Below are 12,031 nucleotides of genomic sequence, written 5' to 3'. Positions count from 1 at the left end.
TTTAATAAATCGCATTAAAAAGCTGTACTTTATTAGAATCGCCACAACGCGAAGACTACGAGTGTTTTATACTATGTATTTTTAATGGAGTGCTTAAGGCTTTTGGATTTATGAAAACTTATCTGGTTGGCGGTGCGGTACGAGATCGTTTACTGGCTTATCCGGTAAGTGAATTCGATTGGTTGGTGGTTGGTGAAACGGTTGAATCTATGTTGGCACGGGGTTTTCGGCCCGTTGGTAAGGATTTTCCTGTGTTTTTACATCCGGTAACTCACGATGAATATGCGTTGGCTCGTACCGAACGTAAAACCGCGCCGGGTTACAAAGGTTTTGAAGTTTATGCTGCACCTGATGTCACTATAGAAGAAGATTTGTTAAGGCGTGATTTAACTATTAACGCGATGGCTTTGGATAGTGACGATCGGCTAATTGATCCATTTCATGGTCAGGATGATTTGAATAACCGCATCTTGCGGCATGTATCACCTGCATTTAGTGAAGATCCGGTACGTATCTTACGCGTAGCACGTTTTGCTGCACGCTATGCGCATTTGGGCTTTAAAGTGGCGGAGGAAACTCGGCAACTGATGCAGGAAATGGTTGTTAAAGGCGAGGCAGATCATTTGGTGCCTGAACGAGTATGGGCAGAAATGTGTAAAGCTTTACAGGAAACAACGCCGACTGCTTTTTTTGAAGTGTTGAGAGATTGTGATGCACTTAAAGTTATTTTTCCAGAAATTGATGCTTTGTTTGGAGTGCCGCAACCGGAACAATATCATCCAGAAATAGATACTGGGATACATACCTTAATGGTGTTAGAGCAGGTTTCTCGGTTGTCTGCTAAAGTTGATATCAGATTAGCCGCTTTATTGCATGATTTGGGTAAGGGATTAACCCCAAGATCAGGTTGGCCCAGTCATCACGGTCATGAAAAATTAGGCTTATCGTTGCTGGAGAACTTTTGCGAACGCTTACGCGTCCCCAGAAATTATAAAAATTTGTGCCTATTGGTCATGCAATACCATACGCATTGTCACCGTTTGCTGGAATTAAGAGCCGATACTTTAACCGATATGTTGCAAGCTATATTTGCGTTTAAGCATGACGAGCGTTTAGAAGCCTTTATTTTAGCGTGTGAAGCTGATGCGCGTGGACGTACTGGATTTGAAAATCGTGATTATCCACAAGCCGACTTTATGCGTCAGGCGGCGCTAGCGGCCAAGAATATAGATACACATGCTATATTGCATGAAAATAATAAAGGTGCTGATATTGGTATTGCAATACGTAAGCTAAGAATAGCTGCCATAGAGCGCTTTAAACAGCATTACTCTGCAACAGTAAAGCAAATAACCGTATGAATTTTGATGTGCAGTGAGTATTTTGACGTTTGCTGTCTGCATATACTAAGGAATATTATGGATAAAAAAATTATGGCAGGCTTAAGGCATGCTTAGTTATCGACATGGCTTTCATGCCGGAAATTTTGCAGATGTGCTTAAGCACAGTTTAATTACTCTGGTAATAAATGCACTTAAACAGAAGGAGAAACCTTTTGTATTCATTGATACGCATGCCGGGGCGGGTAAATATTCCTTAAAATCGGATTTTGCAATAAAAACCAACGAATACCAACAGGGAATTGCGCGTTTGTGGGCTGAAACAGACACTCCTCCAGAATTAAAAGATTATCTGGCGGCTGTCCGTGCAGAAAATACTGGTCGGCAATTAGTGCGCTATCCAGGATCGCCACAATTGGTAAGGCGTTTAGTCAGAGCGCAGGATAGATTGTTGTTGTCAGAATTGCACGGCACCGATTTTGAAGCTTTGCAGCAATTATTTGCGCAGGATCATCAGGTCAGCGTGGTTAAGGAAGATGGCTTAAAAAGCTTGGAAAAAAAATTACCACCCATTCAAAAACGTGGCTTTATTTTGATTGATCCCAGTTATGAAATAAAAGCAGAATTTAGTAAGGTTGTGCAGACATTGGAAGTAGCGCATCGTCATTTTGCTACGGGTATCTTCGGACTTTGGTATCCAATTATTGAGCGTGGGCTTACTGAAAAGATGTTACAAAGTTTGAAAGATCTTAATATTCCCAAACAGTTACGCATTGAACATTGTATTACCGCAGATGGAGCCGTGCGTGGTATGACAGGTTCTGGTATGCTGTTTATTAATCCTCCCTGGCAGTTGGTCAGTCAGGTAGAGGCACTGTTGCCATGGCTAAATCAGGTGTTGGCTGATAAGCATGGCTTCTGGAAAGTCGAATGGCAGGTACCTGAATAAGTTGCGGAGATGATGGTAAGGAATTAATAATGATAAAAAAAAACCTTGATCTTATTATTGTTGTTTTGGTCACGCTCGCCCTTATCGAGTTTGAAGAAACGGCAGAAATATTAGGTGAATTTGCACATTTATTGTTTGAAGTTTTGCATAACCTGTTTGAAGTAGCCGAACTGGGTGTTGATAATATTGTCGAACATGCATTTCACTTCCTGCATGTAGGTGAGTTTTTTGCCTATTTGTTTATCACTGAACGGCATGCCAGTCAGGTGTTTACCTTCTATATTTTGATGTCTATCATAGGCTATGCGCTGTTTAGACTGTCAAAATTTGTGCCGGGCATCTATAGGTTTTTAAAACAAATTCTAGTAATGACTTGGGTAAGGCGTAAAACCCAATGTCAGTTATATTGGCAGTCTTTAACCCGTGTGCATAAAGTTGCTTTAATGGTGGCGGCAGGCAGTACCGTGGTTTTTGCTGCTTTTTTTCTCATTTGAATACTAAATTAAACTCATGCCGTTACTCGATCAAGTTAAACACAGCATATTAACGGCCAATAGCCTGCAAGTTCAGGATATAGACAGGGTAATGGCTACACTGTTAAGTTCCTCGGTTGATGCTGCCGATATTTATTTTCAGTCGAGTCATTTTGAGTCGTGGTCTTTAGAAGGCGGGATTATCAAAGAAGGCAGTCACTCTATTGAACGGGGTGCCGGGGTGCGGGTGGTGAGCGGTGATAAAACCGGATTTGCCTATAGTGATCGTCTGGATGTGGCCATTTTGCTGGAAGCAGCCAAGAATGTAAAAGCCATTGTCAGACAAGGACAGCAAGCACAAACTCAAGTGGCAGGCAAACAGCATTGGTCGCCGCTTTACCCATCGGTAAATCCTTTAAAATCATTGGCCGATCAGCAGAAAATCGATTTATTAAAACGGGTAGACAGCGAAACTCGCAAACTTGATAGTCGTATCGAAGAAGTGATGGTGAGTTTGGTAGCCGCTTACGACAGCATATTAGTCGCCAATCAGGATGGTTCGCTGCATGCGGATGTTCGGCCCTTGGTACGCTTGAATGTAAGCGTCATCATGATTGAAAATGGTCGCCGCGAGCAAGGCAGTATGGGTGGCGGAGCACGCCAGGATTACAATTATTTTTTGGAAAGCGACAGAGCACTGGACTATGCCAAAGAAGCTGTGCGTCAGGCGCAAGTGAATTTACAGGCGGTTGATGCGCCCGCCGGAAATATGATAGTGGTACTGGGGCCGGGTTGGCCAGGTATCCTGTTGCATGAAGCCATTGGCCATGGACTGGAAGGGGATTTTAATCGTAAAGGTACCTCGGCGTTCTCTGGTCGGGTCGGCGAACGTGTGGCATCTGATCTGTGCACGGTGGTAGATGATGGCACATTACCCGGACGGCGTGGTTCTTTAAGCATTGATGATGAAGGCACACCCACAGAAAATACAGTTTTGATAGAAAAAGGCATATTGAAAGGTTACATGCAGGATAATCTGAATGCCCGTTTGATGGGTGTCAAATCAACTGGTAATGGTCGACGTGAATCTTATGCCCATTTACCGATGCCCAGAATGACCAACACCTACATGTTGCCCGGCTCCAGTGAGCCGGAAGAAATTATTCAATCGGTTAAAAATGGCTTATATGCGCGTAATTTTGGTGGCGGACAGGTTGATATCACCTCTGGTAAATTCGTATTTTCAGCCAGTGAAGCCTACTTGATCGAAAATGGCAAAATAACCCGGCCTGTCAAAGGAGCAACCCTGATTGGTAACGGACCCGATGTACTGACCAAAGTATCCATGGTGGGTAATGATATGCAACTGGATAGTGGCGTAGGTACTTGTGGAAAAGAGGGGCAGAGCGTGCCGGTCGGAGTTGGACAACCGACGCTGAAAATCGATGGCTTAACCGTGGGTGGTACCAGCGTTTAAAATTCTGTCACCAAAAGCCAAAGTAATCTGCTAATTGTAGGTTTTTTGTAACTACTCACCCAGTTGGTCAGCTACCCTGGCTTTTGATGCTGGGCTTGCTGACAGAGGACGCCGTGAATACGTCCGTGTAGGCTTGATGCCAGCTTTAGCTACATGGATGTAGTGTATGCATCGAATGCAGGAGCAATTCTATGTCCATGCTGGCAACACCTCTGCCAACAATCCCAGCACCAAAAACCAAGATTGTCAGCAATTTAGCGGTTTTGAAAAACTGGGTGAGTAGTTACGGTTTTTTGATAAACTAGCGAAATAGTTACGCGATTTTTTTAAAAACTGGGTGAGAAGTTAAACCACACCTTTATTTAGCACCGTTTTGAGTGCACTCAACACAATGAGATTTTACCTTGCAAAATCAGGCAGAAATTAACCGCGTAAAACAAATTGTTCAGCAATTGCTAGACGAAGCCAAACAACAAGGTGCCAGTGGCGCAGAAGCGGCATTCAGTGTTGATAATGGCCTGTCAGTCACTGCCCGGCTAGGCGAAGTGGAAACCGTTGAATATCATTGTGATCAGGGCATTGGGGTCACGGTGTATTTTGGACAAAAAAAAGGTGCAGCCAGTACCAATGATATATCCGCAGAATCCCTGAAAGAAACCGTGAAAGCTGCTTGTAGCATTGCTCGCTATGCGAGTGACGATGAATATGCTGGTTTACCAGATCAAGAATGTCTGGCAACTGCATTCCCTGATCTTGATCTGTTTCATCCGTGGGCAATCGATGCCGAACAGGCTATCAAGCTGGCGATTGAATGTGAGCAAGCCGCTCGAAGCTATCATACTGCTATCAATAATTCGGAAGGTGCAACGGTAGATACGCATCAAAGTTTAAGAGTATTTGGTAATTCACTAGGGTTTCTGCAAGGTCGGCAATCCAGTCGTCATTCTTTAAGCTGTGCAGTTTTGGCGGGTAGCGGTGATAGTATGCAACGCGATTACTGGTACAGTGTGGCACGCAACGCCGCAGATTTGGAGTCTGCTACACGGGTGGGCGAAAAAGCGGCGCAAAGAACGGTTGCTCGTCTTGATGCGCGGAGTCTCAGTACTCGCAATTGTCCAGTGCTACTGGCACCGGAAATGGCTTCAGGATTAATCGGGGCTTTGATTGGCGCTATCAGTGGCGGTAGCTTGTATCGGAAAGCTTCGTTTTTGTTGGATAGCCTGAATACACAGGTTTTGCCGGACTTTGTGCGTATTCATGAACAGCCTTTTCTAAAAGGAGCATTGGGTAGCGCCAATTATGATGCGGAAGGTGTGGCAACCCAAGCCAGGGATATAGTCAGTGAGGGGATCTTAAAATCGTATGTATTAAGTAGCTATTCTGCTCGCAAACTGGGGATGCAAACCACCGGTAATGCCAGCGGTGTACATAATTTAACCGTGGAAGCTGGCGGTGATAATGCGGATGATTTATTAAAACGTTTAGGTACTGGTTTATTGGTTACAGAACTGATGGGACAGGGCGTGAATAGGGTAACTGGTGATTATTCTCGCGGCGCTTCCGGATTTTGGGTGGAAAATGGCATTATCCAATATCCAGTGCAAGAAATTACTATCGCTGGCAATTTAAAAACCATGTTGCGAAATATTGTGGCGATTGGCAATGACGTTGATTTGCGCAGTAATATCCGGGTAGGGTCCATTTTGCTGGAGCAAATGTCCATAGCGGGTGAATAAGGGCCTTCTAACTAGTCGTTAGTCATCTAAGAAAAGCATAACCTGCATAGGCTGGGTAGAGGCGATAGCCGAAACCCAGCAAGTGTTTCAAATTGACTGACTACTGGCAGGCCCTTTAAAGCCCTCGTAAAATCTCCGCAATGATGGCGGGGCCTTTGTAGATTAAACCACTATATATTTGAATCAGACTGGCGCCGGCCTGTATTTTCTGTTGTGCATCCGTGACACTCATAATGCCACCCGCAGCAATAATCGGCAGTCGGTTATTTAGTTCCGATGCTAATACTTTGACTACCTGAGTCGCTTTTTCTGTTAACGGCGCTCCACTCAATCCACCATTCTCGTCGGCAAATTTATGAGATTGCACCTGGTCTCTGGCCAGAGTGGTATTGGTAGCAATTACTCCGTCAATGTTGAACTCAACCAGTAGTCTGGCAATCCGCACCAGATCTTCATCACTTAAATCGGGGGCAATTTTTACTGCAATCGGTGTGTACTTCCCATGTTCTGTTTGTAATTTAAGTTGTTCTTCCTTTAAATCATGCAATAAATTTTTTATTTCATCGCCTTGTTGCAATTGGCGTAAATTTTTGGTGTTGGGCGAAGAAATATTAATAGTCACATAACTGGCATGCATATAACTTTTACGCAGCCCCAGTAAATAATCCTGATTGGCATTTTCATTCGCCACATCTGCATTTTTACCAATATTAATGCCCAGAATGCCTTGGTAGCGGCTGATTTTTACCTGATTAAGCAAATATTCGATACCGAAATTATTAAAGCCCATGCGATTAATAATGGCCTGATGTTCAGGCAAACGGAATACGCGCGGAAGCGGATTACCTGCTTGCGCTCGGGGGGTAACGGTTCCAATTTCAACAAAGCCAAAGCCCATATCGCCCAAGGCATCAATATATTCACCGTTTTTATCCAGACCTGCCGCCAGTCCCAGTCGGTTTTTAAAATGTAGCCCCATCACCTGTACCGGTTTATCCTCTACCGATGCTTTACTTAAAGCCGATAAACCGGTTTGGTGGGCTAATTTTAGCAGTCTGAGTGTCAGATAATGGGCGCTTTCCGCGTCAAGCGAAAACAGTAACGGGCGTAATAATGGATAAATATTCATAATCTTCAGTTTGCCGTTATATCTTAATGTGTAGAAGCAACTTCCCTGATTTAGGTGTGACAGCCGCGCACTAAATTTTTGGGATGAGCGGATGCAACAACAGCGTTCCTGATTAGCTGGACACCTCAGCTAAAGACACTGCGTCGGCATTACGCTACGAAATGCGTAGGTGGGCACAAAAAGCAGTGCCCACCCTACCCCAGATGAGATACCTTGCTAATCAGGACAGGGTTTGCCTATAGTTTATGGTAATTTTGATTTTAAGCAGAGATTTTTTACGCAACATTAAATGTCAGTCTAAAGCATAAAGGCTAGCATCGACAGTTGTGACGCGTTCCAGTAGTAAATCCGCTAGTAATTGTGCAGCAGCCGGGCCCATGACCAAACCGTTGCGAAAATGTCCGGCGTTGATACTCAGATTATCAAAATGCGGGTGTCGGCCGATAAATGGAACGCCGTCCGGTGTGCCCGGGCGTAAACCTGCCCAATGCTGGCAAAGTGGAAAGTGCTGCAAGCTGGGTAACAGCTGGGTGGCAAACGCGTAGAGTTGCTGTTTGGCGCTTTCGCTAGTGCTTTTGTCAAAACCAGTCGCTTCTACCGTGCTACCAGCCAGAATTTTGCCATCGCGGCGCGGAATCAGGTAATGATCGCCATCCAGTACCATATAATCCAGAGTGTCAGGTTGGGCGTCAAACAGCAGCATTTGGCCTTTCACGGGTTGAATGGGTAATGCTCTGGCATTATTCTCAGCGGGGATGATGCTGTTTAAAAAGTCCGTTGTCCAGGCACCGGTACAAACAACCAGTTCCTTAAATTTGAAACACTGGTTTTCGCTATGCACCTGCTGAATATGCTGCTGTTTTATCGTAACCTGATTAATAACCGTATGTTCAAAAAAACTGACACCTAATTGCAGTAAATAGGCTTGCATGGCTTGTAAAAAACGCGGATTGCGAATTTGCGCAATGTCCGGTAACCATAAGGGATTTTGAAACCTAGTATTCAGTGCTTTTGCTTGTTTTGGAAGCACAGATTGATGAGGAATTTGATATTGCTGACACCAGGCAGACGCGGCCAGATAATCTGGATTTTTGCAAATCAACATCCCGCAATCCCGCCATTCCGGATCGATACCGGTTGCTGTTAGCAGTTCTTGATATAAATCTGGATATTTTTTCAGGCTTTGTGCAACCAATGCAGATATAGCCTGAACTTGACGCCAAGGGTAAATGGGTAGCAGAATACCCCCGCCTGCCCAGGATGACTCTTTGCCAAACTCTGCTTTGTCAATAATCATGACCTCTCGTCCCGCCAAGCGCAATTCACGGGCGGTTAGTAAACCACTAATGCCGCCGCCAATGATGAGTATGTCAGTTTGTATGGTCATGAAAAAAATTAACTGGTTAAACGTGCGATTGTTATTACCCGCTGCTGCTAGCAGCTTGATTTTGGTCGTGCTAGTCGCTGGTTGTGGTGGGTAAAACGCATTCGTTGGGTGAATGGTTTTGCCCAAAGTAACATATAAGTGTGTAAACAAGAAAAATACCAAACAACTTTTTAGTGCAAATTTTAAACTAAATGTTGTTTTTTTTTGACAAGAATATACTTGGCTTTATGATGTTTGTGCACCTTATTGATCTAAATCAATTTTTTTTAATTAAAAAAAATAACACAAAACTTGTAAGGCAACATATTTACTGCTAATATTGTCACCGTGAAGAAATGCTGTGTTGCGTTATAGCAAAAAAACAGACTTAACAATAACAAACCCTTGGGGGTAACAATGACATTCAATAAAACAAAATTAGCACTCAGCATCGCTGCTGCGTCTTTATCTCTGGTTATGATTGCACCGCAAGCACAAGCGGACGCTGCGGCACAAGCTGATGCATTGCAAACGCAAATGCAACAAATGGCTGACCAAATGAAAGCCATGCAAGCTGAGTTAGATCGTGTGAAAGCTAACTCTGCTGCTGCCGCCAATACCAATGGTAAAGTACAAGAATTGGATCAATGGATGGCTTCTGTTAAAAATACGCCTGATGCAGTTTCTGCTAAAGACAATCTGGTTGTTGTTCGTGGTGGTTGGGAGCAATTGGATCATGCCAGATCAGATGGGAATATCCAACATTCAGGTGGATTGTTGTCTGATACCAGAAACGCTAGTGGCTTTTTAGTCGGCGGTGCTTTTGATTTTAACGTAAACAACGATTTGTTTGGTTTGGTGGATGATACATCCTTTATGGTTGAGTTAGGTTTTGAATATTCTCAATTTGGAACAGGTTCAAATGCTTTGACAGCTTCTTCAGGAGCAGTTGTGGCATCAGTTAGTCCTTACAAATCAACAGACGCCCGTTTGAGACTGAATGCCTCACCAAAAATCAAATTCATGCACGGTAGCAAACTGCGTCCATGGATTATCCCTGTTGGTTTAGAGTTGAACATTCTGGGCGTTCCATCCAACGCGGTTTCTGTATTAAACTCTGGTATGCAATTCGGCGGCGGTGCTGAATATGACTTGTATAAAGGCATCGTTTTAGGTACCGATTTCCGTTATCACTACGCTACCAGCAGTATTGATGGTACTACTACCAACGGTGTTAGCGCAGGTGGTTATGTAGGTTTCAAATTCTAATTTGTAAATCTTAAGCTAGTCAAAAAGGGAAAGCCAAAAGCTTTCCCTTTTTTGTGCGTGTCAATTTTTTATACGAGGCAGACCGATATATAACCAACAGACATGAAAAAATGCTTAGTATTTTGTAAGAGCGGTGGTGCTATACTTGGCGCTTAATTATGAATAAGATTGTAGAATAGCAGTTGATTATTCAATCTGTTCTCAATTCGCGTCGAAATTTGAAAGACACACTACTGCAACGCATGCTAGAACAAAATCATGAACAGCCTTTTTCCTGAGATCACCCCCTTTCGTACTTTTTGGCTGGAAACAGCAAGTCTCCACCAAGTTTATGTCGAACAATCAGGGAATCCGGCTGGCATACCGGTCATTTTTTTACACGGTGGCCCTTGTTCAGGTACTAAACCGGATCATCGCCGTTTTTTCGATGCCAAGCGTTATCATATTATCCTGATGGATCAACGCGGTTGTGGACAGTCGTTACCCTTTGCTGAATTACACGCCAATAGCACTGATGATTTACTGGCCGATATGGAGGCGATACGCCAACAACTACGCATAGAACAATGGTTATTATTCGGTGGCTCCTGGGGAGCGACGCTGGCACTCTTATATGCACAGCGCTATCCGCAGCAGGTGGCAGGCATGATACTGCGCGGCGTATTTCTGGCTCGGCAAACTGATATGGACTGGTTTCTGGGTAACGGCGCTAATCGCATTTATCCTCAGCAATGGCAGGCTTTGCTGGACAGTATTCACGGCTATCAGGAAGCTAATGTGCAACAGGCATTGTGCGCGGCGGTATTTTCTGAGGATAATACACGGGCCAGATGTGCGGCTCAGCAATGGCTGGCCTGGGGCGGACTAGTCGCGCTGGGTAATGATTATCGACCCAATTCAGATCCAATCAGCGAACAGATGTTGCAACAAGTGCGTATGGAGTTACATTACGCCAAAAACAATTATTTTCTGCGAGAAAACCAGATTCTGGAAAACTGTGCAGTGTTACAGTCAATTCCGACTATCATTATCCACGGTCAAAACGATTTAACCTGTCCGTTGGATAGCGGCTGGTTGCTCTGGCAAGCTTTACCGCATGCCGATTTTGTAGTACTACCCAATGCAGGACATATTGCCCGTGGCGAGGAAATGATAGATGCGCTTGTGGCAGCTACCCAACAGATGGTAGCGATAATATAAAAAGGAAGAGTAACTATTAACCCAGTTGGTCAGCTATTAGGCTTTTGATGTTGGGATTGCTGACAGAGGACGCCGTGAATACGTCTATGTAGGCTTGGTGCCAGCGTCCCTGCTGGCAACACCTCTGCCAGCAATCCAAGCACCAAAAGCCAAGATTGTCAGCAATTTAACGGTTTAGTTACAAGGAGGTAACTATTCACCTTGCTTAAATCAATGCTGGGAATTAGCAAATAGCCTATATTGGTAGGGGCGGGTTGCACCCGCCCAAAACCTAAGCATTAACAAAGACCTTTGCTTAGGTACTTGGGAATACGCATTTTTTGGGCGTACGCAGTATGCGTTTACGAACGGTCTTACCCTGGTAATTTCACTGAATAGGTACAAAAGGATAAATATGAAACATAAAAAGCGTCTTATCATCGCCATGACCGGCGCTACTGGCGCAATTTATGGTGTGCGTTTGTTGCAGATTTTGCAACAGCAGCTCGATTGGGAGGCGCACTTGGTGATTTCGGCTGCGGGCTTGGTTAATCTCAAATACGAATTGGATATGGATCGCCGAACACTGTATGCCTTGGCAGATGTCACACATGGTATTGATGACATTGCTGCTTCCATTGCCAGTGGTTCCTTTAAAACCGAAGGTATTATCATTGCTCCCTGTTCAATGAAAACCCTGGCTGCCGTGGCGCATGGTTTCGGTGATAATCTTATTTCCCGTGCTGCCGATGTGGCACTTAAAGAACGGCGCAAAACGGTGTTGATTCCGCGCGAAACGCCCTTGAATTTGGCGCATATTCGTAATATGGCGGCTGTCACCGAAATGGGGGGCATTATTTATCCTCCCATGCCCGCTTTCTATAATAAAACTGACTCTTTGCAGGCTATGGTGGATGAAGGCGTGGGGCGCATACTGGATATGTTTGGTATTGAAGTTGCCGGACTCTATCAGGCCTGGAATGGTTTAAATAGCAACACCTAGTTACTCAGCGTAGGGTGGGTTAGATGCGCAATTTGTAGGATTTAAAGTTTCAAAAGTCGTTGTGCGCATCGTAACCCACCGTGGGCATAAGTAAACCGCCGAGTTACATA

10 protein-coding genes are annotated in these 12,031 nt (G+C 44.4%); 8 read left to right on the top strand and 2 right to left on the bottom strand.

Annotation, left to right across the window (positions count from 1 at the left end):
• Window positions 1-110 precede the first annotated feature (110 nt).
• The 5 genes from ABH008_RS20985 to pmbA all read left to right on the top strand — a co-directional run bounded on the left by ABH008_RS20985 (window position 111) and on the right by pmbA (window position 5,975).
• Window positions 111-1,361, top strand: coding sequence for a multifunctional CCA addition/repair protein (locus ABH008_RS20985; RefSeq protein ID WP_347987557.1), 1,251 nt, complete (start codon window positions 111-113; stop codon window positions 1,359-1,361).
• A gap of 88 nt (window positions 1,362-1,449) precedes the next feature.
• A complete protein-coding gene (gene rlmJ / locus ABH008_RS20980) occupies window positions 1,450-2,289 on the top strand; it encodes a 23S rRNA (adenine(2030)-N(6))-methyltransferase RlmJ (protein ID WP_347987556.1) in 840 nt (279 codons plus the stop codon).
• Window positions 2,290-2,318: 29 nt separating this feature from the next.
• Window positions 2,319-2,783: a hypothetical protein gene (locus ABH008_RS20975; RefSeq protein WP_347987555.1), complete on the top strand. Its 465-nt coding sequence runs from the start codon at window positions 2,319-2,321 to the stop codon at window positions 2,781-2,783.
• Window positions 2,784-2,799: 16 nt separating this feature from the next.
• On the top strand, window positions 2,800-4,239 hold the full coding sequence (tldD, locus tag ABH008_RS20970; RefSeq protein WP_347987554.1) for a metalloprotease TldD: 1,440 nt from the start codon (window positions 2,800-2,802) through the stop codon (window positions 4,237-4,239).
• A 404-nt stretch (window positions 4,240-4,643) separates the two neighbouring features.
• The gene (gene pmbA / locus ABH008_RS20965; RefSeq protein ID WP_347987553.1) at window positions 4,644-5,975 is read left to right on the top strand and encodes a metalloprotease PmbA; all 1,332 of its coding nucleotides are present in this window, start codon (window positions 4,644-4,646) and stop codon (window positions 5,973-5,975) included.
• A 115-nt stretch (window positions 5,976-6,090) separates the two neighbouring features.
• On the opposite strand, the gene ABH008_RS20960 is transcribed toward pmbA, so the two are convergent.
• Both ABH008_RS20960 and thiO read right to left on the bottom strand, forming a co-directional pair.
• Complete coding sequence (locus tag ABH008_RS20960) at window positions 6,091-7,104, bottom strand: quinone-dependent dihydroorotate dehydrogenase (protein ID WP_347987552.1); 1,014 nt, start codon at window positions 7,102-7,104, stop codon at window positions 6,091-6,093.
• 292 nt (window positions 7,105-7,396) lie between these two features.
• A complete protein-coding gene (gene thiO, locus ABH008_RS20955) occupies window positions 7,397-8,641 on the bottom strand; it encodes a glycine oxidase ThiO (RefSeq protein WP_347987551.1) in 1,245 nt (414 codons plus the stop codon).
• Window positions 8,642-8,887: 246 nt separating this feature from the next.
• Between thiO and ABH008_RS20950 the strand changes: the two genes are divergently transcribed.
• The 3 genes from ABH008_RS20950 (at window position 8,888) to ABH008_RS20940 (ending at window position 11,921) form a co-directional block, all read left to right on the top strand.
• Complete coding sequence (locus ABH008_RS20950; protein WP_347987550.1) at window positions 8,888-9,739, top strand: hypothetical protein; 852 nt, start codon at window positions 8,888-8,890, stop codon at window positions 9,737-9,739.
• Between the two features lie 258 nt (window positions 9,740-9,997).
• Complete coding sequence (pip, locus tag ABH008_RS20945; RefSeq protein ID WP_347987549.1) at window positions 9,998-10,939, top strand: prolyl aminopeptidase; 942 nt, start codon at window positions 9,998-10,000, stop codon at window positions 10,937-10,939.
• Window positions 10,940-11,333: 394 nt separating this feature from the next.
• The gene (locus ABH008_RS20940; RefSeq protein WP_347987548.1) at window positions 11,334-11,921 is read left to right on the top strand and encodes a UbiX family flavin prenyltransferase; all 588 of its coding nucleotides are present in this window, start codon (window positions 11,334-11,336) and stop codon (window positions 11,919-11,921) included.
• Window positions 11,922-12,031 lie beyond the last annotated feature (110 nt).

The sequence above is a fragment of the Methylomonas sp. AM2-LC genome (assembly GCF_039904985.1).
Lineage (GTDB): Bacteria > Pseudomonadota > Gammaproteobacteria > Methylococcales > Methylomonadaceae > Methylomonas.
The sequence above is the reverse complement of the archived record's forward strand: the minus strand, read 5'-3'. Positions and strand labels throughout refer to the sequence as shown.

Excerpts from the sequence above, each read along its gene's own strand:
- ABH008_RS20985 (WP_347987557.1), top strand. The coding sequence starts at position 111 with ATGAAAACTTATCTGGTTGGCGGTGCGGTACGAGATCGTTTACTGGCT.
- rlmJ (WP_347987556.1), top strand. The coding sequence starts at position 1,450 with ATGCTTAGTTATCGACATGGCTTTCATGCCGGAAATTTTGCAGATGTG.
- ABH008_RS20975 (WP_347987555.1), top strand. The coding sequence starts at position 2,319 with ATGATAAAAAAAAACCTTGATCTTATTATTGTTGTTTTGGTCACGCTC.
- tldD (WP_347987554.1), top strand. The coding sequence starts at position 2,800 with ATGCCGTTACTCGATCAAGTTAAACACAGCATATTAACGGCCAATAGC.
- ABH008_RS20960 (WP_347987552.1), bottom strand. The coding sequence starts at position 7,104 with ATGAATATTTATCCATTATTACGCCCGTTACTGTTTTCGCTTGACGCG.
- ABH008_RS20950 (WP_347987550.1), top strand. The coding sequence starts at position 8,888 with ATGACATTCAATAAAACAAAATTAGCACTCAGCATCGCTGCTGCGTCT.
- pip (WP_347987549.1), top strand. The coding sequence starts at position 9,998 with ATGAACAGCCTTTTTCCTGAGATCACCCCCTTTCGTACTTTTTGGCTG.
- ABH008_RS20940 (WP_347987548.1), top strand. The coding sequence starts at position 11,334 with ATGAAACATAAAAAGCGTCTTATCATCGCCATGACCGGCGCTACTGGC.